This window comes from Bacteroidota bacterium, assembly GCA_016714535.1.
Classification (GTDB): Bacteria; Bacteroidota; Bacteroidia; order AKYH767-A; family OLB10; genus JADKFV01.
This window is the reverse complement of record JADKDR010000017.1, coordinates 42195-67046: the sequence shown is the minus strand read 5'-3', so window position 1 is coordinate 67046 and position 24852 is coordinate 42195. Positions and strand designations below refer to the sequence as shown.

At 37.5% G+C, this 24852-nt stretch carries 21 protein-coding genes and 2 pseudogenes; 11 read left to right on the top strand and 12 right to left on the bottom strand.

Annotation, left to right across the window (positions count from 1 at the left end):
• Positions 1-1216: 1216 nt before the first annotated feature.
• On the top strand, positions 1217-2290 hold the full coding sequence (locus tag IPO27_18235) for a tyrosine-type recombinase/integrase (GenBank protein MBK8848366.1): 1074 nt from the start codon (positions 1217-1219) through the stop codon (positions 2288-2290).
• Between the two features lie 275 nt (positions 2291-2565).
• Here the strand turns inward: IPO27_18235 and IPO27_18230 are convergent, their stop codons facing one another.
• The 8 genes from IPO27_18230 to IPO27_18195 form a co-directional block, all read right to left on the bottom strand.
• Positions 2566-3081 (bottom strand): T9SS type A sorting domain-containing protein, encoded by a 516-nt coding sequence (locus tag IPO27_18230; GenBank protein MBK8848365.1) that lies wholly within the window; start codon positions 3079-3081, stop codon positions 2566-2568.
• Entirely contained in the window at positions 3074-3355 is a 282-nt protein-coding gene (locus tag IPO27_18225; GenBank protein MBK8848364.1) for a T9SS type A sorting domain-containing protein, read from the bottom strand. Before IPO27_18225 ends, IPO27_18230 begins: the two co-directional genes overlap by 8 nt.
• A 117-nt stretch (positions 3356-3472) precedes the next feature.
• Positions 3473-4546 carry a hypothetical protein gene (locus tag IPO27_18220; protein MBK8848363.1) on the bottom strand — a complete coding sequence of 358 codons (1074 nt, stop codon included), beginning with the start codon at positions 4544-4546 and terminating at the stop codon, positions 3473-3475.
• A 102-nt stretch (positions 4547-4648) separates the two neighbouring features.
• Positions 4649-4825, bottom strand: coding sequence for a hypothetical protein (locus IPO27_18215; protein ID MBK8848362.1), 177 nt, complete (start codon positions 4823-4825; stop codon positions 4649-4651).
• 1 nt (position 4826) lies between these two features.
• A complete protein-coding gene (locus IPO27_18210) occupies positions 4827-5306 on the bottom strand; it encodes a T9SS type A sorting domain-containing protein (GenBank protein MBK8848361.1) in 480 nt (159 codons plus the stop codon).
• On the bottom strand, positions 5299-6819 hold the full coding sequence (locus tag IPO27_18205) for a T9SS type A sorting domain-containing protein (GenBank protein MBK8848360.1): 1521 nt from the start codon (positions 6817-6819) through the stop codon (positions 5299-5301). Before IPO27_18205 ends, IPO27_18210 begins: the two co-directional genes overlap by 8 nt.
• Positions 6816-6980: a hypothetical protein gene (locus IPO27_18200; protein ID MBK8848359.1), complete on the bottom strand. Its 165-nt coding sequence runs from the start codon at positions 6978-6980 to the stop codon at positions 6816-6818. The genes IPO27_18205 and IPO27_18200 overlap by 4 nt, the downstream gene beginning before the upstream one ends.
• A 139-nt stretch (positions 6981-7119) precedes the next feature.
• A complete protein-coding gene (locus tag IPO27_18195) occupies positions 7120-10521 on the bottom strand; it encodes a methylmalonyl-CoA mutase family protein (GenBank protein MBK8848358.1) in 3402 nt (1133 codons plus the stop codon).
• Between the two features lie 174 nt (positions 10522-10695).
• Between IPO27_18195 and IPO27_18190 the strand changes: the two are divergent.
• Both IPO27_18190 and IPO27_18185 read left to right on the top strand, forming a co-directional pair.
• Positions 10696-12229 (top strand): annotated as a pseudogene (locus IPO27_18190) (GH3 auxin-responsive promoter family protein).
• Positions 12230-12242: 13 nt separating this feature from the next.
• Positions 12243-12863, top strand: coding sequence for a LysE family transporter (locus IPO27_18185; GenBank protein MBK8848357.1), 621 nt, complete (start codon positions 12243-12245; stop codon positions 12861-12863).
• Between the two features lie 57 nt (positions 12864-12920).
• Here the strand turns inward: IPO27_18185 and IPO27_18180 are convergent, their stop codons facing one another.
• Positions 12921-13790 carry a PIG-L family deacetylase gene (locus tag IPO27_18180; protein MBK8848356.1) on the bottom strand — a complete coding sequence of 290 codons (870 nt, stop codon included), beginning with the start codon at positions 13788-13790 and terminating at the stop codon, positions 12921-12923.
• A 125-nt stretch (positions 13791-13915) separates the two neighbouring features.
• Between IPO27_18180 and IPO27_18175 the strand changes: the two genes are divergently transcribed.
• From IPO27_18175 to IPO27_18140, 8 genes and pseudogenes are all read left to right on the top strand, one after another.
• Positions 13916-15091, top strand: a complete 1176-nt coding sequence (locus IPO27_18175) for an acetyl-CoA C-acyltransferase (GenBank protein MBK8848355.1) — start codon at positions 13916-13918, stop codon at positions 15089-15091.
• Between the two features lie 166 nt (positions 15092-15257).
• Positions 15258-16030 (top strand): annotated as a pseudogene (locus IPO27_18170) (C40 family peptidase).
• Positions 16031-16070: 40 nt separating this feature from the next.
• A complete protein-coding gene (locus IPO27_18165; protein MBK8848354.1) occupies positions 16071-17696 on the top strand; it encodes a hypothetical protein in 1626 nt (541 codons plus the stop codon).
• Positions 17696-18550 (top strand): UbiA family prenyltransferase, encoded by an 855-nt coding sequence (locus tag IPO27_18160; protein MBK8848353.1) that lies wholly within the window; start codon positions 17696-17698, stop codon positions 18548-18550. The genes IPO27_18165 and IPO27_18160 overlap by 1 nt, the downstream gene beginning before the upstream one ends.
• Positions 18551-18586: 36 nt before the next feature.
• Positions 18587-19918 (top strand): DUF58 domain-containing protein, encoded by a 1332-nt coding sequence (locus IPO27_18155; GenBank protein MBK8848352.1) that lies wholly within the window; start codon positions 18587-18589, stop codon positions 19916-19918.
• Between the two features lie 28 nt (positions 19919-19946).
• On the top strand, positions 19947-20996 hold the full coding sequence (locus tag IPO27_18150) for an anhydro-N-acetylmuramic acid kinase (GenBank protein ID MBK8848351.1): 1050 nt from the start codon (positions 19947-19949) through the stop codon (positions 20994-20996).
• Between the two features lie 230 nt (positions 20997-21226).
• Entirely contained in the window at positions 21227-21376 is a 150-nt protein-coding gene (locus IPO27_18145) for a hypothetical protein (protein MBK8848350.1), read from the top strand.
• Positions 21377-21450: 74 nt separating this feature from the next.
• A complete protein-coding gene (locus IPO27_18140) occupies positions 21451-21735 on the top strand; it encodes a hypothetical protein (protein ID MBK8848349.1) in 285 nt (94 codons plus the stop codon).
• Here IPO27_18140 and IPO27_18135 read toward each other — a convergent pair whose 3' ends face one another.
• The 3 genes from IPO27_18135 to IPO27_18125 all read right to left on the bottom strand — a co-directional run bounded on the left by IPO27_18135 (position 21736) and on the right by IPO27_18125 (position 24840).
• Positions 21736-23673, bottom strand: a complete 1938-nt coding sequence (locus tag IPO27_18135) for a PD40 domain-containing protein (GenBank protein MBK8848348.1) — start codon at positions 23671-23673, stop codon at positions 21736-21738.
• A gap of 9 nt (positions 23674-23682) precedes the next feature.
• Positions 23683-24447, bottom strand: coding sequence for a ribosomal RNA small subunit methyltransferase A (rsmA, locus tag IPO27_18130; protein MBK8848347.1), 765 nt, complete (start codon positions 24445-24447; stop codon positions 23683-23685).
• A gap of 84 nt (positions 24448-24531) precedes the next feature.
• Positions 24532-24840 carry a DUF4286 family protein gene (locus tag IPO27_18125; protein MBK8848346.1) on the bottom strand — a complete coding sequence of 103 codons (309 nt, stop codon included), beginning with the start codon at positions 24838-24840 and terminating at the stop codon, positions 24532-24534.
• Between the last annotated feature and the right edge of the window lie 12 nt (positions 24841-24852).

The window sequence follows — 24852 nt, the reverse complement described above, 5'->3', positions numbered from 1 at the left end:
AAAGTACCAAAGTTCAAATTCCTGGCACGTTTGCTCAATAGAAAGTGCCAAAATGTTCAATTCTGAAATTTCAGCCCCACTTTTGCCAAACCCATGTTAGCGGGTTCGTTGTTTTAGTTATGATTTTCCTTCCAATATGGTGCTATTATTTTTCCTTCTTTATGGCTCAAAATCAATAGAATTATTGTCACAAACGAAACAAAAATCGTTACTTGAATTCAAACCTTCTAGTCCAAATTGTCCACCTGTAAAACCATTCTGCTCCTTCTATTTTAGAAGTAATTAATGTTTTTGAAATTGAATCATCGGAAACATTTGTCTGAATATTGCAGATTGCGTTAAATTCCAAGCAAAGTGAATTGCAATTGGAAACCATAAATTTCTCTAATAAATATAGGCAGAACTAATAAAAGTCCTGTTTAGCTTTGTAAGTCCAAGTGCAGCTGTTAATGAACTATTAGGGTTTCCAAGGTGCATTGCTCCAAATAAAAATTGCGGATATAAATAATGCAAAATAACTTCCAATTTCTCTCTGTTATTCCTGCAATACTATACCTCTCATTAAAATTTCTTCGAAAATTGCAGAAGTAAAAGTCAAATGCAAATGGTGGGACTAAAAGAATTGGGTTTATTGAAACAATTGAATAACCACTTTTTAAATAAACAAGTATTGTCAATGATTGTAGTAAAACACCTAAAATAATTCCTATTGTCAAACTTTGAAAAGTCCATTTTTTGGCCAATTCTTTAATTTCTTTTTCGTAAATTTATATAATGTTACATACGAAACTATGCAAGAATTCAAACTAATTATTCCATTTATTAAGTTTTTATATCCTTATCTAATTCCGTTAAGTTTAACAGTTACCTACTAATAATTCATTGTCCTACGCTAACAATTACACCAATAGACAATAAGTCCAATGATTATTTTAGTTAGTGGGAAGGAAAGAATCTTTTGTCCAATGCCTTTTTGTCCATTTCTATTTTTGTTTAACTTATTTCTACGGTGTCGTTTACAATGTGCCAAATCGTGGATATACGAAGGTTTTTGTGTACTATATCTGCATTTAAGGTTTTCAAAATATTGCAAGTGTTTTATTATCAATAGTTTAGTAATTGGCGATAGTTTGAGAGGCAGTTGCGTATATCCACAGCTAGTTTTACATTTGTATGGTTAGTTTGAGGATAAACGCGCACCAAATATATTAATAAAATGGAGCTACAAAATATTTCGGAATATAAATTTTCGTTTGGTAAGCATAAAGGTAAGGAAGTAATATGGGCGGCCTTTGAAAAAAAGGCTGTTTTGATTACGGCATTTAAAAAATTGGAATCGGCCCGTTGGAGCCAAACAAAAGGAAGTTGGTATGTAGCAGACACCCCCCAATTTCGGTTTGCATTTGGGCTGGCAGCGAAGCCGCTTGGCAAGGATGCTTTTGTAAATATACAACCTATGAATAGGGCGGCATTGCAACGGATGGAAGATACGATTTTGCTAAAAGGATTAAGCCCAAATACATTGAAAGTTTATGTGTGTGAGTTTGCACAATTTTTATGCGTGCTAAAAAATCATGCAGCCGAAACCATCACAGCCGAGCGGCTTCGTAACTATTTTTTGTACTGCACCACAGAATTAAAGCTAAACGAAAATTCGTTGCGAAGCAGAATAAGCGCAGTTAAATTTTATTATGAGAAGGTGTTGCATCGCGAAAAAATGTTCTATGATATACCCCGTCCCAAGCGGGCGCTTCAACTACCCAAAGTGATGAGTGTAGTGGAAGTTAAAAAGATTATAGATCTTACAGTAAATGACAAGCACAAGTTGATGCTGAAAATTTGCTACGGCCTTGGTTTGCGTGTAAGCGAAATAGTGAACCTAAAAGTAAAAGACATTAATTCGAAGCGGATGCAGGTATTGATAGAAAAATCGAAAGGTAAAAAAGATAGAATGGTAACCTTGCCCGATACGCTGCTTGTGCCTCTTCGCGAATATTATGTAGCCTACAAACCAAAAATATATTTGTTCGAAGGGCAGCAAAGCGACATGTATAGTATTAGAAGTGCGCAATTAGTTTTTAAGCAAGCATTGCAACGGGCCAATGTAAACTATGATTTGGGTATTCACTCATTGCGCCACAGTTATGCAACACATTTATTGGAGTACGGTACCGATATTACTTATATAAAAGAGTTGATGGGTCACAATGATGTTCGCACCACTATGCGTTATACACATGTGAGCAATAAGGATTTGGCAAAAATAAAAAGCCCGCTCGATAGGATGTAGTTGTTTTGTTTTTGATATATTTTGATGAACTATTTTCTATGTTTAAAATCATGCACAGAAGTTCGCGTCTCGCGAACTTCATATAGTTTCTGTCCGAAGATTCCGTTTCCGTTAACCTCATACTTACCTTGTCCGAAGTTCGCATCCCCGCGAACTTCACATTCAATAAAAAGTTCTTAGACCTGAAAGATGAAATGGTCATAGGCCTAAGTTGCCTTAGCTCACAAGACACCAACTCCAGATAAAAATTATTTTTCTATATAGCGTGAGCTAAGCTAGAGTTTAATAAAATTAGTTTGTACGCTTTCGCTTTCATTTTCCAATTTTAAAATATATTCTCCTGCGTTCAACTGGTTGATAGGTAATTGATATTCCATTATTGGCTGCACACTTATAGCACTCTGATAAACCAATTGCCCTTTTAAATCAAATATAAATAAAACTGCCGGAAGTTGGATACTCTTATTCAACTGAAAGGTAATTACGCCAAAAGCAGGATTCGGATAAAGAGATAATTCAATTGACTTGTTTTCTACTGGTAGCATATTGATTTTGCTAGATGGAGATAACGCAAAATCAATTAAAGTTACAATGCTTGTATCTGGTAAAATTACATTGCTTACTCCTGCTGAAGTTTCAAAATCTAATACCTCAAAAGATTTGGTTACAAATACACCATTGCTGTCAGCATCATATAGGTATGTACTAAGCGTATCACTTTGCGCATTGGTTTTAGAAGCAAAAACAATTGTAAGGCAGCACATGTAAAGTGCGAATATAATTCTACTCATTTTCATCATATATTATTAATTTTTTTGTAACACTGTTATGCTGGTCAGTCAAGGTAATAAAATACAGGCCGCTCAAAAGTTTATCATTTGGCCTTATTTCGTTGCCTGTAAAATTGCGATAGCTTGTAACCAATGCCCCATCGCTTGTGTGTATAGAAATATCTGCATTGATTACTAGCTTTGAAAAATAAATGGTTCCTCCAAAGTTTGGATTGGGAAAAAGGGTTATATTATACTTTTCAAAACCTCTGGAATGAAAGTAGCATCCGCAAATTTTATTATCTCAGTATTGTCAGCAAAAAAAGTTGTATCCCAATTACTTCCTATAAGATATAAATTCGCATTACGATTTTCAATTAATAGTGGGATTCCATAAGTCGTATTTGGAGAATTATATTTGTAGCTTTTTAAAATTGCCAGTGCTATCTATGCGGCTTATTTCATATAATTTAGGGGCGTTAACATTGCTATAATAAGTTGATGCAATTAAAATGTCGTCATTTTCTAAGCATTTCATGCTTAAACCATTGAAAGATGGAATTGAAATGTTATTAAAGCAAGAATCAACAATAGCAATTTTTGTGACTTGATAATTGCCAATTTTAAAAAGCTCTAAAACACCTTTCCATGTACTACCCACATTAAATCCACTGTAAATATTATTTTGAGAGTCAAAGGAAAGTCTCGCATTATAAGAACCTCCCGAAGTAGTATAAATAAGTGTATCCCAAAGCTTACCAAGTGTATCTAAACTGTAAACGAAATTTTTATTATTGGCTGGCTCAGCTCCTACTATCCACAGCTTGCCATCATTGTCAATTTCAGCATCGTAAAATTGACGATAACTCATTAAATGCTGCCATAAATATACGCCTGAAGTATCAAAGCATCTCACCCGCTGCATGTTATTGTTAATACTATCCCCAATTACATACATGTACGACCTATTAAACTGTATATCTAGCACTTTAAAAAAGTGTACTAAAGATTTACTCCATATCAAATTGCCTTGTAAATCGTACTTTAATATTACATTTTGGGGCACACCTAGAACCACATAAACATGATTATCATATAGCTTCATTTTACGATTAAATAAATTTGTATCAACTGAAATATCAAAAATCACCTGCCCTGTTGTACCATCTATTTTTATTAAATGTAAGGTGTCCAATTGCCATACATTGCTTACGTATGTAAGAGCATAAATATTACCCGCTGTATCAGTAGATAAATCATTAACGACTTCACCATTGAGCGAATCTAACCTTTGCCATTTAAAGACTTGTGCACCAGTTGCATCATACTTTAATATACTTGCATTTGTTTCAAAGCCAACTTGCTTGCTACTGTTTGTTACAGCAACCACAACATTCTCAAAGGAGTCTAACAATGCATGCGTAACATTTGAGTGCCTATCTAACTCATTATATTGCACCAACCAACTTAAATTGATTTGCGCCATTTGTTTTTGCAAAACCAAGGGTAATCGCAATTAAATAAACCAGTACTAATTTAATTTTCATCATTTATCAAGTTTAATGGTAAACACTTACTTTATAATTCGTTACATTGGCGTCATAATCTTTATACTGCCCCGAATCCATACATCGGTGCCAGGTGGTTGTGGCGGGGTTAAATTTATTGAGACTTGATATTCGGTATTTGACAATAATTTTAATTCGCCAATGGTGATGCCAGGATCTATGTTAGAGCTTAATAAAATTAGATTGTACGCTTTCATTTCATTTTCCAATTTTTAAAATATATTCGCCTGCGTTCAACTGGATGATAGATAATTGATATTCCATCATTGGCTGCACACTTATAGCACTCTGATAAACCAATTGCCCTTTTAAATCAAAAATAAATAAAACTGCCGGAAGTTGGATACTCTTATTCAACTGAAAGGTGATTAGGTTAATAGCTGGATTCGGATACAGAGATAATTCGCTGGACCTATCCTCCTCAAGCAGCTTATTAATTTTGCGAGAAGGAGATAATGCAAAATCAACTAAAGTCGCAATGCTTGTATCTGGTAAAATTACATTGCTTACTCCTGCTGAAGTTTCAAAATCTAATATCTCAAAAGATTTGGTTACAAATACACCATTACTGTCAGCATCATAAATGTATGTACTAAGCGTATCACTTTGCGCATTGGTTTTAGAAGTAAAAACAATTGTAAGGCAGCACACGTAAAGTGCGAATATAATTCTACTCATTTTCATTAATTATTATTAATTTTTTTGTAACACATTTATTTTGCTCTGTAATTGAAATAAAATACAACCCGCTAGAAAGTGCGCTATGGGGTTTCAATTGATTGCCTGAAAAGTTCATATAATAATCAACCATTCTTCCTTTGCTGTTATAGATAGAAACTTCAGCATTCTGAACTTGCTTTGATAAATAAATTGTGCCACCATAATTTGGATTAGGGTGCACGTATAAAGTTTCATTAATCCCAAGATGATTATTAATAGAACTGACATTAGCCATTTTCAAAACATTGATACCAGAAATGCCACCAACCCCCGAATATGACCCACTTAGATAGTAGAAATTTTCTGTTTCGTTTAGCCTAAATGCCATCTCCTTTGAAGTACTCGAGTTAGTGTACCTTGTATCCCATAATTGATTTCCTGCAGTATCAAATTCTGCTAATTGATAATCAAAAATTGGTGATTTCCAGTACGTATTAGCAACTAACAGAGAGGCCTTTTTAGTTACTATAATGTCAAACCCTTTATAATAAAGTGCCTTCCAACCTTCTGAAAAGCAAGTATCAATAACATTAAAAGCAATTGCTTGATTATCAATTTTAGCAATGTGACATTCTTTAGAACCATTTTCAATAATATAACTCCAGTAAATACTGAGATTGCTATCAAGTACTATTTTAGACTTGCTTACTTTATTAAACGGCCCTCCGATGGTGGTATCTTGTATGGTTAGATTTGTATCAACTTTAGCACAATAGGCCTTATCTAAATGATCCATACCGCACATCCACAAATTCTTCTCTACTGTAAGTGCATTGCAAAACTTATTATTACCATAAGTCATTCCAACACTGGAAATAAAAACACCGGCAGTGTCATATTTACAAATTTTTGGATACCACCCACCATTGCTACTTAATGTATCCCCCATGACATAGATATTGCCGTCAATACCCTCTATTGCATTAAGGTGAAAATACGCAGGAATTATAGTTTGCCATATCAGATTTCCGCTAGAACTGTACTTAAAAAGGGTATTGGTGGGATTAGCTAATGCAAAATAAATCTCGCCTGCGTATTGATGTATAGTGCTCCAAAAGTAAGTTGCATTTAGAGTCGTTTCCATTATCTTGGTTCCATAAGTGCCATCAATACCAATAAAATGAATGCTATCCGGTTCCGAATTTGATATTAACCAAATATTGCCAATGGTGTCTATGCAGCTATTTCGAATATTTTGCTTTTTTGTACTATCATGTTTGGTCCAAAAAGTTGTAAAAACACCACTTGGGTCAACCTTCAAGATTATAGGATCAATGTCATTAATTGTGGAAACATTCGCCACGAGGAGTAATGAATCACCTTTCAGTGAATAGGTGTTTTCTACTTCGTAATAATTAGTAGAGTCAACCAGAATAGAAGACCAAATAATACTATTTTGAGACATACTTGTGTTTATGATTGCCAGAATGCCCAATTTTGTAAGAATTATATATAAGAAAAAATTTTTCATTTTGTGATTGTTATTTTATAATTATCAACTTGAGAATTAAAATCTTGAAAAACACCTCTAATAGAAATTACAACATTCGTTAAATCTCCTGCAATACCATTGTTTACTAAAGTTACTTGCCTACATTCATTAATTGATTTACCATTTTTATAATTTGCCATTACATTAATCCATACATCGATAAAATTGTTCATTAGATAACGAATCCGAAGTTAAGAAATTAACTTTAGTTTGAAAATAGCCGGAGGCCGATATTTAGTCCGCTCGCGAGACGCGAGCGAAAGCAAAATGCAAAGTCAATTACATATTCCTCCTATACTGCCCTCCAACTTCAAACAATGCATTGGTATTTTGTCCGAGCGAGCAGTACTTAACCGATTCCATCAATTGCTCAAACATATTGAGATTATGCATAGCTGCATGTTGTAAATTGGATACCATTTTGACTTGCATATCCATACTCCTACTATGCAAATGCTTGAGTGTTGTTATTTGATTCTCTTTTTCTTCGGTAGTGGCTCGTATAACTTCGCTTGGAATTATTGTAGGCGAACCTTTGCTCGACAAGAACGTATTTACTCCAATTATGGGATATTCTCCGGTATGTTTCAATGTTTCGTAATACAAACTTTCCTCCTGAATTTTTCCACGCTGATACATGGTTTCCATGGCACCTAATACTCCGCCACGCTCTGTTATTCTATCAAACTCCATAAGCACTGCCTCTTCTACCAGGTCAGTTAATTCTTCAATGATAAAAGAACCTTGCAAAGGATTTTCATTCTTGGCCAATCCTAATTCGCGATTAATAATTAATTGAATTGCGATTGCTCTGCGCACACTTTCTTCGGTAGGTGTGGTAATGGCTTCGTCATACGCATTGGTGTGCAGCGAATTGCAATTATCGTATATGGCATATAGTGCTTGCAACGTAGTTCGTATATCATTAAAATCTATTTCCTGTGCATGCAATGATCTTCCGCTTGTTTGTATATGATACTTCAACATTTGCGAACGCTCGTTTGCTTTATATTTCAACTTCATGGCCTTGGCCCATATTCTTCGTGCTACACGGCCTATTACTGCATACTCAGGGTCGATACCATTGCTAAAGAAGAATGATAAGTTTGGTGCAAAATCATTTACGTCCATTCCGCGGCTGATGTAATACTCAACAAACGTAAATCCATTGGCAAGTGTAAAGGCAAGTTGCGAAATTGGATTAGCACCAGCCTCAGCAATATGATAACCTGATATAGATACCGAATAAAAATTACGTATCATGTTATCAATAAAATATTGTTGCATATCTCCCATCATTCGTAAACTAAATTCGGTTGAGAATATACAAGTGTTCTGTGCCTGATCTTCTTTCAATATATCTGCCTGCACGGTACCACGCACTGATGCAAGGGTGTTAGCTTTTATTTTTGCATATACATCTGCTGGCAAAACCTGATCACCGGTTACGCCCAACAGCATTAACCCTAACCCATCATTACCTTCTGGTATGTCTTGATAATATTGGGGCTGCGAAGCTGGATTATCTTTATACAGAGCAGCAATTTTTTTCTGCACCTCTTCTTCCAGACCATTTTGCTTAATATACAATTCGCATTGCTGATCGATGGCAGCATTCATAAAAAATGCACATACAATGGCCGAAGGGCCATTGATGGTCATAGAAACAGATGTGGTAGGATCGCAAAGATTAAATCCACTATATAATTTCTTTGCATCATCAAGGCAACAAACACTTACTCCACTATTACCAATTTTACCATAAATATCGGGGCGATAATCAGGGTCGCGACCATATAGGGTAACACTATCAAATGCAGTGCTGAGGCGCTTTGCCGGCATACCTTTACTTACATAATGAAAACGCTTGTTGGTACGCTCGGGGCCTCCCTCACCTGCGAACATGCGCGTAGGATCCTCGCCCTCACGCTTAAAACGGAATACACCTGCTGTAAATGGAAATTCGCCCGGTACATTCTCCTGCAATATCCATTGCAGTAAATCTCCTGATGCAGTTGTTTTTGGCAATGCAACCTTCGGAATTTCCTGATGCGAAAGCGAAGTAGTATGTGTTCTTATTTTTAAGATTTTTTCGCGCACTTTGAATTCGTAAAACTCACCTCGGTAAGCTTTATATTTTTGAGGCCACTCTTCCAGATGTTTTTTACATTGACCATCCAATTTCAATTCCCATTCTACCAACACTTTATTCAAAGCATCTTTGACTCCTTTATCATCACACAACTGAATACTTTCTCTTAATGCAAAAATATTTTGTGCTATAGCGGCTTGCTCTCTTGCCCATGCATCGTAGCCACGGTTGTTATCACTTATCTCGCTAAGATAACGTGTGCGCGCTGGTGGTATGATGTAAATTTTTTCGCTCAGTTCATCCGTCACATTCATCTCACTCTTTAGCTTAAGCGAAGTTTTCTCTTCCATTTTATTTATCACACACTTATACAATGCATTCATACCAGGGTCGCCAAACTGCGAAGCAATGGTGCCAAACACTGGTAAAGATTCATCAGGCGCATCAAATATTTTGTGATTTCGTTTGTATTGTTTTCGCACATCGCGCAGTGCATCCAATGCACCACGCTTATCAAATTTATTAAGCGCTACTACATCAGCAAAGTCGAGCATGTCAATTTTTTCTAATTGCGATGCTGCACCATACTCAGGTGTCATAACATACAGCGATACATCGCTATGTTCCGTTATTTCGGTATCACTTTGTCCTATACCGGATGTTTCTAAAATTATTAAATCAAAACCGGCAGCTTTTAGTACATCAATAGCTTCGCGCACGTGTTTGCTCAAGGCAAGATTGCTTTGGCGTGTAGCCAAAGAGCGCATATACACGCGCGGGTTGCTGATGCTATTCATACGAATTCGATCACCAAGCAATGCGCCACCTGTTTTTCGTTTGCTCGGATCCACAGATATAACAGCAATTGTACTACCGAAATCTATTCCCTTATCTTTATCTTTAAATTCAATCAAAAATCTACGTATCAACTCATCAACCAGTGATGACTTACCTGCACCACCTGTTCCGGTAATGCCCAGTACCGGTGTGTCTATACCTTTTGATTTGCGGCTTTCAATCTTTGCCTGTACGCCTTCATATTGCTTGGCAAACTCTTCCGGATTATTCTCGGCAGCTGATATCAGGCGTGCAATCTCTTTATGATTGGATGTAGAAAGATGCTTAACCTCACCATTTAAATTAAATCCGGTAGGGTAATCACACTTTTGCAACAAATCATTAATCATCCCTTGCAGGCCAAGCGATCGTCCATCATCAGGATGATAAATTCGGGTAATACCGTAGTTATGCAAATCATCAATTTCGCTTGGCAAAATAGTACCTCCACCACCACCAAAAATACGAATATGACCACAGCCCCGCTCGTTAAGCAAATCGTGCATATACTTAAAGTATTCATTGTGCCCACCCTGATAACTGGTCATAGCAATAGCATTGGCATCCTCCTGAATGGCACATTCTACTACTTCGCGCGCACTGCGGTCGTGCCCCAAATGGATAACTTCGGCCCCACTCGACTGTATAATTCTTCGCATGATGTTGATGGCTGCATCATGCCCATCAAACAAACTGGCTGCGGTAACTATTCGAATTTTATTTTTTGGATGATATGGTTTTGCTTCTATCATAAAATGCTTTTTAAATTAATCTCACAACAATAGTAGAGAGAAAATTTGAGTTGGAAAAATTACCTTTAATAACACCCAACCTGTATATAAGGTTTGCCCGGCAAAATTGCCATAGAAATTACTTGCTGTGTAAGTTTCATAAAATTTTTATTCCTTTGAGTTCCTTTATTAATTATGGCATTACTAGGTAGTATTATTAAAAAGGGTATTGAACTCCGGGCATTGGTGAACCAGGATGAGTTGAATACCCCTATACAAAAACAGCGAAAAGCTTTACGCAAATTATTGCGAAAGGCTCAATATACCTACTTTGGCGATTATTACAAATTCAGCCAGATACTGCGAAGCCGTCATTTTGTTAACACCTTCCGGCAATCGGTGCCTATACATGACTATAGCACCATATTTAAAAGCTGGTGGAGTAAATGCCTCCATGAAAATGAAGATGTGTGTTGGCCGGGTCAGGTAAGATATTTTGCGCTAAGTAGCGGAACAAGCGACTCATCAAGCAAGCATATACCCGTTACCCGCGACATGGTAAAGTCCATACAAAAGCAAAGTATTAAACAAATATTTACCCTGCGCAATTTTGATGTGCCCGAAGAAGTTTTCGAAAAAGGAATTCTTATGTTAGGGGGTAGTACAAATCTGGAGCGCAATGGCAGTTATTTTGAAGGGGATTTAAGTGGAATAACGGCTAGTAAAATTCCCTTTTGGTTTCAGCATTTTTATAAACCGGGCCGCAAAATTTCGAAACAAAAAAACTGGGCAGCTAAATTGGAAGAAATAACCGAAATGGCTCCGCAATGGGATATTGGCATCATTGTAGGTGTGCCGGCATGGTTGCAAATGCTGCTCGAAAAAATTATTGCTCGCTATAAACTCAACCACATTCACGAAATGTGGCCTAACCTAAGCCTCTACGTGCACGGTGGGGTAAGTCTTGAGCCTTACCGCAAAAGTTTTGCTGCATTACTTGGCAAACCGGTTACCTATATCGAAACCTATCTGGCCAGCGAAGGTTATATTGCCATGCAAGAAGCTCCCGAACAGGACATGAAACTTAACTTAAACAACGGTTTGTTTTTCGAGTTCATTCCATTTAATGACGATAATTTTAACGATGAAGGCGAACTAAAAGGCAAACCCGAAACCTTACTAGTAAATGAAATAAAAGAAGGTGAAGAGTATGCGCTACTCTTATCGAGTAATGCGGGAGCCTGGCGCTATTTAATTGGAGATACCATACGTTTTACCAATAAGAAGACTTGCGAAATTAAAATTACCGGACGCACCAAACACTTCCTAAGTTTATGGCGAACATCTTTCGGTTGATAATATGAACAAGGCTATTGAGATGGTAAGCGATGAAATGAATATTACCATTCGCGAATTTTGTGTTGCCGGAATTCCATTTCAAACATTATTTGCACATCACTGGTGGATAGGCACTGATAGTAATGTAAAGCCCGAAGAGCTGAAAATGCGACTCGATGAAAAACTAAAATTACTTAACGATGATTATCGGGTTGAACGCAGTGCAGCCTTAAAAGAAATAATGGTAACCATAATACCCGATTCGGTATTTATAAATTACCTTGGCTCAAAGGGTAAGATTGGCGGACAAAATAAATTCCCCAGGGTTATTAAGAAAAAAAATCTTGACGAATGGAAACATTTTGTTTCCGCACAAACCATTGACGCTTAACTACTGCTGCACTATGTTACAGGCTCTTTGGCAAGGTTTTTTGTTGGGATTCGGATTAGCCTTTTTAATTGGCCCTGTTTTTTTTCTAATACTTTTTACCAGCCTTAACAGGGGATTTAAACCTGCAGCATACATCGCTACCGGAGTTATGATTAGCGATGCAGTTTGCATTATTATCGCTCAACTCGCTAATAAATTTATTAATCAAAATGTCACTGCTAAATTTATTTTTGGCCTGGCCGGAGGAATTATTCTTGTTGCATGGGGCGCCTTTGCCATTTTTAAAAAAGTAGAAATGCCGCAACGTGATCTTCAGCCTGCTCGCTATAACAGTAAAACTATTGCCGGTTATGTGTTGCGGGGGTTTGCGGCTAATACATTTAATCCCTTTGCACTTATTTTCTGGATTGGTGTTGTAAGTGCCATCAGCTTGCAAGGATATGATAAGAAAGAAAATTATTTATTTTTTGCAACGTCTTTAGCAACAGTGCTTGCTACTGATATTGCTAAATCATATTTAGCCAATTACCTTAACAAGTTTATCAGTACAAAGGCGCTTTCTGTTTTTAATAAAATTAGCGGAGTTGCACTTATACTTTTTGGTTTACAAATATTGTGGAAATTGATGAATTGATTTTATCCAAAACAACGAATAGCCTGTTTAAGAATTATAAGTTTTATTTAATTGCCTTTACTTCAAAGCATCAAACAACTCCTGCGCTTTCAGTTTACCTTGTTCAGAATTTAGAGCGAAATAATAAAAACGCTCAATATCACCTCTGTTCATTGCGGTTTGCATTACCCCTTGCGACTTATGTTCGGCAATTTCCCAGTTAACTATTATGCGATAATCCAACCTGTTTTTAAAACCAAACTTTTTTAATCTGCTTACTTCAAATGGAGCTACGGTTCTATCAAATCTGGTTTCGGTGTAATCCTTCAACTGTAAAAAATTGTTTTTATCCGTACTTAAACTATCTGTTACATCATAAGCCAAAACAATGGGTTTGGGAATATTCAATTTTTGAATAGTGCGCAAAATAAGCAATGTGGCTGCTTTGTGCCCAGCATGTGTAGATGAATCGGGTATCATACAAAACACAAAATCATACTTGCCTTTTACCATTATTTCATGCAGTTTTTTTTCTACCCGAGTACTGTTCCAGGAAGTATCAAGCGGGTCGCGTTCGTCAAGGCCATAATGACTATCCTTTTCAAGCAGAAAATAAATCTTATTAATCCCGATAATTTTGGCCGCCTTTATTAACTCCCTTTTCCTTATGGCAGGCAGGTGCTTTCGTCCGATAGCTTCTTCAGTAAGCTTTAGTTGATAGATGGGTTCGGCTAAGGTTGAATATTTATACCCAGCCTCTCCATTAGTTATTACACATAATTCAACTTCACCATTCAACTCATGGGTAATACGATACACAGTAGCAGCACATCCTGTTTCATCATCCGGATGGGCAGTTACTAACAAAACTTTTGGTTTTATAGCTGTTTGTGCATTTAGTTGAAATGCCCAACCAAAGCAAATAATAAGCGTAAGTACTTTTAACATGTCCTTAAATTTATTTTAATAACTCGCAGTTTACGAATTTTGTCGCCTCGGTAAATAATGCCGTAATTGCGCGCCCAAATAACAAGATTAAACAGGTTAAAAATTCAATTTATAAAATAAAAAAAATGGAAGAAGTATTTATTGTTAGTGCCGTGCGAACACCAATTGCAAGTTTTGGCGGTTCCTTTTCAGGCATGAGTGCTCCGCAGTTAGGAGCAATAGCTATAAAAGCAGCACTTGAACGTAGCGGAGTAAAACCCGACATGGTAGAAGAGGTATTAATGGGAAATGCACTGAGCGCAGGAATAGGACAGGCGCCTGTAACCCAGGCAAGTATTGGTGCCGGAATACCCGTTACAACACCGGGAACCATTATTAATAAAGTGTGTTCATCAGGCATGAAGGCCATTATGATGGCTGCACAAGCTATAGCAAATGGTGATAAAGATATTATGGTAGCCGGAGGTATGGAGAGCATGAGCAATGTACCCTATTATCTTGATAAAGCCCGCAATGGCTATAAATATGGCCACGGTCAGATTACAGATGGACTTGTGAAAGACGGCCTATGGGATGTTTACAAAGACTATCACATGGGCAATGCAGCCGAACTATGCGCTGCAGAGTGCAAAATTACGCGCGAAGAGCAAGATGCACATGCAATAGAATCATATAAACGAAGTGCTGCAGCTTACGAAGCCGGAAAATTTAAAAATGAAATTGTACCGGTAACTATAAACGTTAAGGGAAAAGAAACAATAATAAGCGAAGACGAAGATTACAAAAAGGTAGATTTTGCTAAGGTACCAACATTGAAGCCCGCATTTCAAAAAGATGGTACAGTTACCGCTGCCAATGCAAGTACATTAAATGATGGTGCCTCGGCCGTAATATTAATGAGTGGGAAAAAAGTAAAAGAACTAAACATAAAACCACTTGCTAAAATAGTTTCATATGCTGATGCACAACAGGCACCTGAGTGGTTTACAACCAGCCCAAGCAAGGCACTGCCTTTGGCAGTTGCCAAAGCAGGAAAGCAACTAGGCGATATAGACTATTTTGAAATTAACGAAGCATTTTCGGTAGTTTCATTAGCCAATAACCAAATTATGAAACTAGACCCAGCACGAGTAAATGTAAATGGTGGTGCAGTATCGTTAGGGCATCCTTTAGGAAGTAGTGGTTGCCGCATTGTGGTTACGTTGCTTCATGTACTTCAACAAAATAATGCAAAAGTTGGTGCTGCAGCTATATGCAACGGTGGTGGCGGTGGTAGTGCCATTGTAATCGAAATGTGCTAACACCCTGCAACAACGGTTAGTGCAACCCAATTGAAAAACAATTATTACACTAACACCTCTCGCTAATTTAAACAGTAGTATGAAGTTAAAATGTTTTAAAAATTAATAGTGCACGACAGCAAAAAATTAAACGTAAACACGCAATCGCAGCAAACAAAATAAAGCCATGACACACGGAGTTTGTATACAGAGTATAGTACCAATGCGTGCCGAACCCGGCCATCGTAGCGAAATGGTTTCGCAGTTATTGTTCGGAGATTTGTTTGAGATCACCGAACGTCAAAATGAATGGATACGCATTCGAACCGATTACGATAATTATACCGGGTGGGTGGTTCAGGCGCAATGCCACGCTACTGAAATTTTCGAGTTCGAAAAACTCAAACGTGATTCCTACAATGTATGCTATGACCTTGTAGGTATAATTGAAGCAGACCAACCCTTCCCTATTGTGCTTGGAAGTTATTTGCCCTTTCTAAACAAAGAAACTTTTAATATTGGTAACCGAATGTATGCTTACAAAGGAGCCATGCGCAATACCGATAAATGCATTCGCACTCCTGCCAAATTACTCGAAGATGCTTACATGTATTACAATGCTCCTTACTTATGGGGAGGCCGCAGTCCGTTTGGAATTGATTGCAGTGGTCTTACTCAAATGATTTATAAATTATCAGGAATAAAAATTCAACGCGATGCCGCACAGCAAGCAGAAGAAGGCCGACAGGTCCATTTGCTTGAAGAGTGTGTTCAACACGATCTTGCTTTTTTGAAAATGAAGAAGGCAATATCATACATACGGGAATATTGATTAACTCATCTAAAATTATTCATGCCAGTGGCCGTGTACGAATTGATAAAATTGACCACTACGGAATATTTAACGAGGTACTAAAAAAATATACGCACAAGCTTCGGATCATTAAGCGTATTTTATAAAAAAGAAAAGTTTTATCAACTTTGCTATCTACCATTATCAATGATGTATTTACTGAAAACCACCTACTTCTTACTGATTTGCTGTCAGATTATTAATACAACTTCAAGTGCACAACTTTTTCCATACACCATTACTGTTAAGCCATTAACTGCGGATAGTTTAGTAAGCGTGCATTCGGCCATTGCAGGCAAGTCTGGCGATAAAATACTGATGATTGGTGGACGTCTGGATGGCTTACATAAAAGGCAGCCATTTGCAGCTTTCGATATCGAAAACAGGAATCTTAACGCAATAGTGATTAACGTAAAAACAAAAAAATGCATAAGCCGTGCTATTGATAGTTTGGAAAGCTACATCTATGATCAGTTGGTGGCATCTAATCATCAATGTTACCAGTTAGGAAATAAACTATATGCATGCGGTGGTTATGGTTATAGTGCTAGTCTTGATGAGCATCACACCTTCGACCGTATGCTGGTATTTGATATAGATAAAACCATTGCAGCCATTGAAAATGGAACAACAATTACAAATTGCTTCCAACACGTGCAAAACCCCATTTTTCAGGTTACAGGTGGTAACTTACACATGCTTAATAATCAATTTTATCTTATAGGAGGACATGTATTTGAAGGTCGATATAATCCTAACGGGCCAGAATTTGGACCGGGCTTTAATCAAATTTACTCTAATCAGATTAGAGTATTCGAGCTAAACTCAACAAATAATTTGCTTCAGGTAGTTGAAATAAAAACATATACCGATACCGTTAATCTGCACCGCAGAGATTACAACCTTGTTGCAGCACGCGACAAATACAACCACGAATATCTTGATATTTACTCAGGCGTATTTCAATATGGGATGGATTTGCCCTATATGAATGCCGTACGAGTAGATACCGGAGGCTATCACGTTCTGCCGCACTTTGCTCAATATTATAATCATTACAGCTGCCCTGTAATTCCACTTTATAGCACCAAGCAGCGTTCGCAGCATCATATTTTTCTGGGTGGAATAGCTCACTACTACGATAGTATAGGCATACCGGTACAAAATAATAATGTCCCTCATGTAAAAACGATTTGCAATGTTGTTACAAATGAACGCGGCAGTAAAACAGAATACCTGCTCGAATCGTCACTTGATGAGTATTATACAGCTGTTGCACAATTTATAAAAGCCGAAAATATTGCTAGCTACCAAAATGGCGTAATTCAAATGGACTCGTTAATTGGTGATACTATATTGACAGGATACATTATTGGTGGAATAAAAAGTGATATGCAAAATACCTTTTGGGAAACCGAAGGGGAATTTTCGCGGCCCTATAATACGCTTCGCGAAGTATATTTGATTAAAAATGAAAAAGCAATAATAAACCCCAACCTGCAAAGTGTAAACACCTTGCAATTACAAGTAAATCCGAATATAAAAACAGAAACCATTGAAATATATGTTAGCACTGATCACACCATGGATGTGTATATAAGTTTGAGTGATGAAAGTGGCAAGTTGCTCGACCGATATTCGTTTATGCAAACTCCGGCTGGCCGAAACAAACTTGAAATAAAACGCCCAGGCATAGCAAAAGGGGCCGTTTACATCCTGCAACTAAATGCAGGCAAATACGAGGCTATTCAAAAACTGAATATCGAAATGTAATGAAGCGATACCTGTCACTTATAAAATTTGCACACACTATTTTTGCCATGCCCTTTGCGCTTCTTGGTTTTTTTATGGGCGCAGCATCGGTCAATTTTCAGTTATCGTGGTGGCTTTTACTCAAAGTGATACTATGTATGGTTTTTGCACGCAGTGCGGCCATGTCTTTTAATCGCTATATCGATCGTGATATTGATATACTGAATGCACGCACAGCCATTCGCGAAATTCCTGCAGGAACTATTAGTCCGCAGCATGCGTTAATTTTTACCATTGCCACAGCATTCGCATTTGTTTTAACCTGTTACTTTGTCAATCGCATTTGTTTCCTCCTTTCACCGGTTGCATTGGCAGTAATTTTAGGGTACAGTTTCACCAAGCGTTTTACTGCGCTTTGTCATATCGTATTAGGAATTGGTCTGGCTTTAGCACCGGTTGGAGCCTATCTTGCTGTTACTGCACATTTTGCCTGGCAACCTGTAATTATTGGTTTTACAGTATTAACCTGGGTTGCAGGATTTGATATTATTTATGCACTGCAAGATGAGGAGTTTGACTCCCAACATAATTTATATTCCGTTCCACGACTTTTAGGCAAAGTGAATGCGCTACGTTTATCGTCAGGGTTACATGTTGCAAGTGCGGCTTTACTGTTAGTTACTGCCTTCTGCTTTCATACCGGATTGGTTTACCAATCCGGTACAATCATCTTTATTCTACTTATATTTTACCAGCACATGCTGGTAAAGCCAAACGACTTGAGCAAAGTGAACATGGCATTTTTTACAACCAATGGAATTGCCTCTATCGTGTTTGGTATACTCGCTATTTGCGATATCGTTTTTTTACAATAATTTATTTTTAGTTTAGCGGAGTTAATATCATTAGGCATGCACTACATTAAAAATCTGTTTCTCACCGGACGACTCTTTTTGTTATTCGGTGGCATAGCAGTATTATTTGTAATTGCCTTTTTTGTTCCGGTATTAAGTCATGCTGCAAAAATTATTTTCTATGCTTCGACCGGACTATTAATTATTGACTACCTCTTGCTTTTTCGCTATGCCGAACCTTTAAAAGCGCAGCGCATTACGGCTGATCGTTTTTCAAATGGAGATGACAATGAAGTACGTATCTACCTATTTAATGGATATGCCTTTACTATCCATTTTGAAATTATTGATGAAATTCCTTTTCAGTTTCAGAGACGGGACATTCGTTTTTTATCAACCATACCTGCTAGTACCGAGCATGTAATAACGTATAACTTGCGTCCAGTAAAACGCGGTGAGTACAGCTTTGGTGGAATAAATGTTTTTGCCTTAAGCAAAATCGGGTTGATAAAACGCAGGTTTATTTTTGCACGCAACAAACAAATAAAAGTTTACCCTTCGTACATACAAATGCGTAAATACGAATTGCTTGCTGCAAGCAACCGCTTAAGCGAAATTGGAATTAAAAAAATAAGACGCATCGGTCAAAGTATGGAGTTTGAGCACATACGTGAGTATGTGCAGGGCGATGATTACCGCAGTATGAATTGGCAAGCCACTGCACGCAGAGGTCAACTAATGACTAACAACTATCAGGATGAGCGATCACAAAATGTTTACTGCATTATTGATAAAGGCCGTGTTATGAAAATGCCTTTCAATCAAATGACCTTGCTTGACTACGCTATCAACTCTTCGCTGGTGTTAAGCAATATTGCGTTGCAAAAAAGTGATAAGTCCGGAATTATCACCTTCTCTAACAAAGTAAACAATGTGCTTATAGCCGAACGTAAGCAGTTTCAGCTTTTAAAAATTAACGACTTGTTATACGACCAAAAATCGCTGTTTAACGAAAGTGACTATGAATCGCTTTATAACACGATTCGAAAAAAAATAACGCAACGAAGTTTAATTGTACTCTTTACTAATTTTGAAACGTTACGTGGTTTAGAACGCAACTTGCGATTTATCCGTAAGATTGCAGTTAACCATCTTTGCCTGGTTGTGTTTTTTGAAAATACGGAATTAAGAGCGTTGGTAGATACACCTGCTCAAACCTTGCAGGAAGTTTACGAGCATACCATAGCCTCAAAGTTTATTAGCGAGAAAAAACTTATAGTACGAGAACTTAATAAGTATGGCATTCCAGCTTTGCTGACCACTCCGGAATCATTAACCGCTAACACGGTTAATAAATACCTTGAATTTAAAGCCCGCAATTTGATTTGATTTCATTTAATACTTACGCTGTTTTATTATGCTTACACTAGGACTTATGTCGGGCACATCCCTTGATGGGTTAGACATTGCGCTATGCCGCTTTGAGCAAAAAGATGGAAAATGGATTTACGAAATTATTACTGCCGAAACATTTGGTTATGACCATGCTTTGCAACAAAAATTATCATCCTTACATAAAGACTCTGCGCAAGCAATTGTAGCAGCGGATGCTTACCTTGCCTACTATTGGAGCGAGTGCATACAAGAATTTAATTATAAGCACAAAGCGAAACCCGAATTAATTTCTTCGCATGGGCATACGGTAATTCACAAACCCGACAAAGGTTATACGGTTCAAATTGGCAAAGGAGCAATTATTGCTGCACGCACAGGAATAACAACAGTTTGCGACTTCAGAAGCACCGATGTAGCCCTAGGCGGGCAAGGCGCTCCACTGGTTCCTATTGGCGACCGCTTACTTTTTTCTACCTATCAGGCTTGCCTCAATTTGGGTGGCATTGCAAATATTTCTTTTGAAAAAAAAGATAAACGAGTTGCTTTTGATATTGTTCATGTAAATATGATACTTAATTACCTCTGCCATAAAATAGGATTCATATATGATGAAAATGGCAACACAGCGCGGTCGGGAAAACTTATACCCGAACTTCTCGGAGATTTAAATGCGCTTAAATTTTACAAGGAAAAAGGTGCTAAAAGTTTAGGACGTGAGCTTTTTGAACAAAGTATTATTCCAATAATTGATTGCTACGAAAATATTGCAGATGTACTATTTACTTGCAACGTTCATATTGCAAATCAAATTGCTGCTACCATAAATGAGCATTTAAGTGCAGATGCTCAAACTCTGGTTACCGGTGGCGGGGCATTTAATAGTTTTTTACTAGAGCAGATTCAACAACAAACTTCAACAAGGATTATACTGCCCGATAATATTATTATCAACTATAAAGAGGCCTTGATTTTCGCTTTTTTAGGATGCCTTAGAATCACAAATCAAATCAATGTATTAAGTAGCGTTACCGGAAGTAGCCACGACTCCATAAGTGGATCCATCTACCTGTAATAATTTAACTTTTTGTATCCTTTACCCTACTTTCGTTAAACAAAAATACCTATTTGGCATTTCATTACCAAGAATAACAGGCACTTCACCTCCAAAAAACTTGTTAACACGTTACAGAAACATGGCTTTGCCCTAATGAACACAAGGTTGTTAGTAATGAACAACCTGTTGAAAAGTTCTAACTCCCTTATAATTAATATTTTTACGAGGAAATAATTAGTCAAAATAAATTGCTCTTTAAATTCAAATATTCTAATACGCTTTTTATTAATGTCTTAGTTCTGGCATTAATTTCATTAGCAGCCACCTTACGCAGAGACGACTTTACGTACACTATGCGTGAGGTAGAAAAAATGCATGGCTACAAGGTACCTGGTTAACCTTAACCAACGAAGGCAGAATATATTGTCAATGGAATAAAAGCAGTGAAACTAATTATAGCGGCATAAAATTTATGATTTCGGAAAGTGGCGACACGGTCATGCTCTCACGCTATGAGCTAAGTTTCAATAATAAAACGTATGAAATGCGTTGTCAGGAGGCAGGAAGCAATAGCCACTCACACATACTTCCCTTGCGTACTGCTAATAAACGAAAAATGTCGTTTGAGTCCGTTGTATTTGATGATACCTTACAAATTAACATGAGTACCACTGCAAACGAAGGAATGATTTTTTATGACAATGTTGTTAATTCCAATTCCGAAAAGGAGATAATCTATATCAAGATTAAAAACTAGTTACAGCACTTTGATTTCAGTTCTGCGGTTAAGAGCCCTTCCGCCTTCTGTTTGATTATCGCCAATAGGCATCTTATCACCATAGCCTTTGTACTTAAGTCGTAACGGATCTATCCCTTTGCTTTGTAAATAATTAAAAACCGCCTTAGCTCGATTTTCTGAAAGTGTAAGGTTGGTAGCAGCTAAGCCTGTATTATCGGTATGACCCGATATCTCTATCTTTGTATTTGGATTTTGATTCAGAAAATTAAACAAGATTGTTAATTCTGTATTCGACTCTGGTTTTAAATCAAACTTGCCCGAATCAAAAAAAACATTCTTTAGCACCATGGTTGCTCCGGAGGTGAGTTTTTGTAACGGTACCTCTATACGATAAGGCTTATTATAATCGGCATTGGTGGTACACTGAAAACTGTCGGTATAAAACAGGTAACCGGGCTGAGTTACATTTAAGATATAGTTATTTCCTTTTTGCAAAGCAAGGATAAAGGTTCCTGTTTCGTGGTTGGCATTTGCCCATTTGAGAATGCTGCCATTGGCAGCATCAATTAGTTCGTATTTTGCATCCAAATTTTGATTTGTGCTTTTATCAAAAATATGCCCACGAGCATATGTAACTGGTTGTGGCTTCAGCTTGGCTGGCAAAGCAAAGGAATACAAATCAAGCCCCCCTGCTCCACCTTCGCGATCACTTGCAAAATATGCCGTTGAACCATCTGCACTCACAATAAAGCTATTTTCATCTGCTTCTGTATTAATTGGAAAGCCCAAATTTACCGGCTTTCCCCATGTGCCATCATCTTTGCGCATGGCCATATAGATATCCAAACCACCCATCCCAACATGTCCGCTCGATGAGAAATACAACGTTTTGTTATCGGGATGAATAAAAACACTTTCCTCGCTCCGCTCAGTATTAATTACATTGCTTAACTTAACCGGAGTTTGAAAAAATCCATCGTTGCCCAGATTGCTAACATAAATATCGGTTCGCTTTTTCCTGTTTTCATCATATATGCCACGAATAAAGTACACCGACTTTCCATCGCTCGAAAAAGAGGGTTGTGACTCCCATGATGCCGTATTTACTTTGGCTCCAAGATTTTTTGGTTCGGCCCAACCGATTGCTGTCTTGCGGGTGTAGTAGATATCGCAACTGCCCTGCCCATCAGGCCTATTGCAAGCAGTAAAAAACAACATACTCCCATCTGCCGAAATGGTTGCTGCACCTTCGTTAGTTGCCGTGTTAAGCGGCTCTCCGGCATTCTGCGCCATTTGCCATTGCCCATCTTTGTATTTAGCTATATAAAAATCTTCTTGCTCAATGCCGCCTCGGCTGCCAAACCTGCTTCGTGTAAAATAAAACTCACTGCCATCTAAGAGGATGGTTGGATAATATTCATTAGCATCTGTATTAATTGCACTTCCCATAGATGCAGGCTTAAAATCAACCGGTTGAGCAACTGATTGAATTGCAAATTCGCAACATGACTTATAATAGCTTGCCTCATTGTGCAATTGATTGCTGATAGTTTTATCAGATAAGAATTTAGAAAAGCTTATTAACCCTTGGTCGTATTGCGCAGCTATCAATTGAAACCGGCCAAGCGAGTACCAGTTGTTTACAAAGAAATCAGGATTAATACTAACCGCCTTTTGAAGGCTTGCTATGGCCAACAGATAATTTCCCTCATCGGCAAACACTGCTGACTGTAACATGAGTGCTTCAACAAAATTACTGTCCTTACTTAGCGCATCGTGCAAGGCACTTTTTGCATTGTCGTTGTCACGGTTATCATAATAGCGCTGTGCAGTCTCATAATATTTTTGTGCGGCTTTGCTTTTTGTTGTGTAATCACCTTTTTGCGCATAGCAACCACAAGAAATAAGAAGCACTACGATTGCAGCAAACATTTCACGAATCAACACTTTTTTCATTCGGCTCCTTTATTTAGAATACAACTCATTGGTAAGTTCTTCAAACTGACTTACAGACAAAGTCTCGGCCCGCAAACCGGCATAGGGAATTTTTTTGTGATTAACATTTATACTCTTTAACGCATTATTCAGTGTTTTTCGTCTTTGATTAAATGCTGCTTTAACAACAGTCTTAAATTGTGCCTCATTGCAATTTAATTTGGTTACTGAATTGCGCTCCATAAGTATAACACCGGATTTTACTTTGGGTGGTGGCTCAAATACATGTTCGTGTACAGTCATGGTTAACTTACAATTATACCACGCCTGAGCAAGCACGCTAAGTATGCCATAATCCTTGTTGCCGGGCACAGCACATATTCGCTTGGCAACTTCTAACTGAAACATACCTGCGCAAGAGGCAACCAAATCCTTATAATCCAAAACTTTAAAAATGATTTGTGTAGATATATTGTATGGATAATTTCCAATAACGGCTATCTTGGTTGAGTTGAAAATACTCAAATCTATTTGCAGAAAGTCGTTGTAAATAATTCGTTCGGCCAAAGCCGGATAATTGGTTTGCAAATATGATATGGAATCTTCGTCCACTTCAACTGCCGACAATTTATTACCATACTTTGTAAATAAATGCTTGGTAAGAATGCCCTTGCCTGGCCCCACTTCTACAACTGTATCAAATTCTTCTTCTCCAAAACTATCGGCTATTGCAAATGCAATAGCATCATCTTTAAGAAAATGTTGACCAAACGATTTTTTCGGAGCTACCTGCACGCTATTGAGTATTGATTATGTTAAAAGAACTAAGTTATTAAAAATGGAATTGTACACCTGATTAAACCTTATAAAAAACCACTACTACAGGTCTATCGTTTGTAATAGTGTTCTGAATGCTACAAACTTTCCTCCGAATTTTTCGGCAGCTTTGGCTTGCATTGCTTTGGCAAAATTATCAACATAGCGTTCATAATCGGCCATGGTACCACAGGTATATTGCACCGAATAGGTTTCGCCACCCTGTTCTTCATCGACTATTACTTTTACCATACGTGCCTCGGTAAACACCCCGCAATTCAATACATCGGGAATATGCTCCTGCTTCATCCATTGGAGCCATGCATGATGTTCACTGTAGTCAATATTGATTGTAACATTGTATATAATCATAGTTACAGCTTT

Bases quoted from the DNA above. Each gene is read 5' to 3' on its own strand.
- IPO27_18160 (MBK8848353.1), top strand. From the start codon at position 17,696: ATGAAGCGATACCTGTCACTTATAAAATTTGCACACACTATTTTTGCC.
- IPO27_18180 (MBK8848356.1), bottom strand. From the start codon at position 13,790: ATGTTAAAAGTACTTACGCTTATTATTTGCTTTGGTTGGGCATTTCAA.
- IPO27_18205 (MBK8848360.1), bottom strand. From the start codon at position 6,819: ATGAAAAATTTTTTCTTATATATAATTCTTACAAAATTGGGCATTCTG.
- IPO27_18210 (MBK8848361.1), bottom strand. From the start codon at position 5,306: ATGAGTAGAATTATATTCGCACTTTACGTGTGCTGCCTTACAATTGTT.
- IPO27_18220 (MBK8848363.1), bottom strand. From the start codon at position 4,546: ATGGCGCAAATCAATTTAAGTTGGTTGGTGCAATATAATGAGTTAGAT.
- IPO27_18235 (MBK8848366.1), top strand. From the start codon at position 1,217: ATGGAGCTACAAAATATTTCGGAATATAAATTTTCGTTTGGTAAGCAT.
- IPO27_18200 (MBK8848359.1), bottom strand. From the start codon at position 6,980: ATGGCAAATTATAAAAATGGTAAATCAATTAATGAATGTAGGCAAGTA.
- IPO27_18165 (MBK8848354.1), top strand. From the start codon at position 16,071: ATGATGTATTTACTGAAAACCACCTACTTCTTACTGATTTGCTGTCAG.
- IPO27_18230 (MBK8848365.1), bottom strand. From the start codon at position 3,081: ATGAGTAGAATTATATTCGCACTTTACATGTGCTGCCTTACAATTGTT.
- IPO27_18150 (MBK8848351.1), top strand. From the start codon at position 19,947: ATGCTTACACTAGGACTTATGTCGGGCACATCCCTTGATGGGTTAGAC.
- IPO27_18155 (MBK8848352.1), top strand. From the start codon at position 18,587: ATGCACTACATTAAAAATCTGTTTCTCACCGGACGACTCTTTTTGTTA.
- IPO27_18185 (MBK8848357.1), top strand. From the start codon at position 12,243: ATGTTACAGGCTCTTTGGCAAGGTTTTTTGTTGGGATTCGGATTAGCC.
- IPO27_18175 (MBK8848355.1), top strand. From the start codon at position 13,916: ATGGAAGAAGTATTTATTGTTAGTGCCGTGCGAACACCAATTGCAAGT.
- IPO27_18140 (MBK8848349.1), top strand. From the start codon at position 21,451: ATGATTTCGGAAAGTGGCGACACGGTCATGCTCTCACGCTATGAGCTA.
- IPO27_18125 (MBK8848346.1), bottom strand. From the start codon at position 24,840: ATGATTATATACAATGTTACAATCAATATTGACTACAGTGAACATCAT.
- IPO27_18195 (MBK8848358.1), bottom strand. From the start codon at position 10,521: ATGATAGAAGCAAAACCATATCATCCAAAAAATAAAATTCGAATAGTT.
- IPO27_18135 (MBK8848348.1), bottom strand. From the start codon at position 23,673: ATGAAAAAAGTGTTGATTCGTGAAATGTTTGCTGCAATCGTAGTGCTT.
- IPO27_18215 (MBK8848362.1), bottom strand. From the start codon at position 4,825: ATGAAAGCGTACAATCTAATTTTATTAAGCTCTAACATAGATCCTGGC.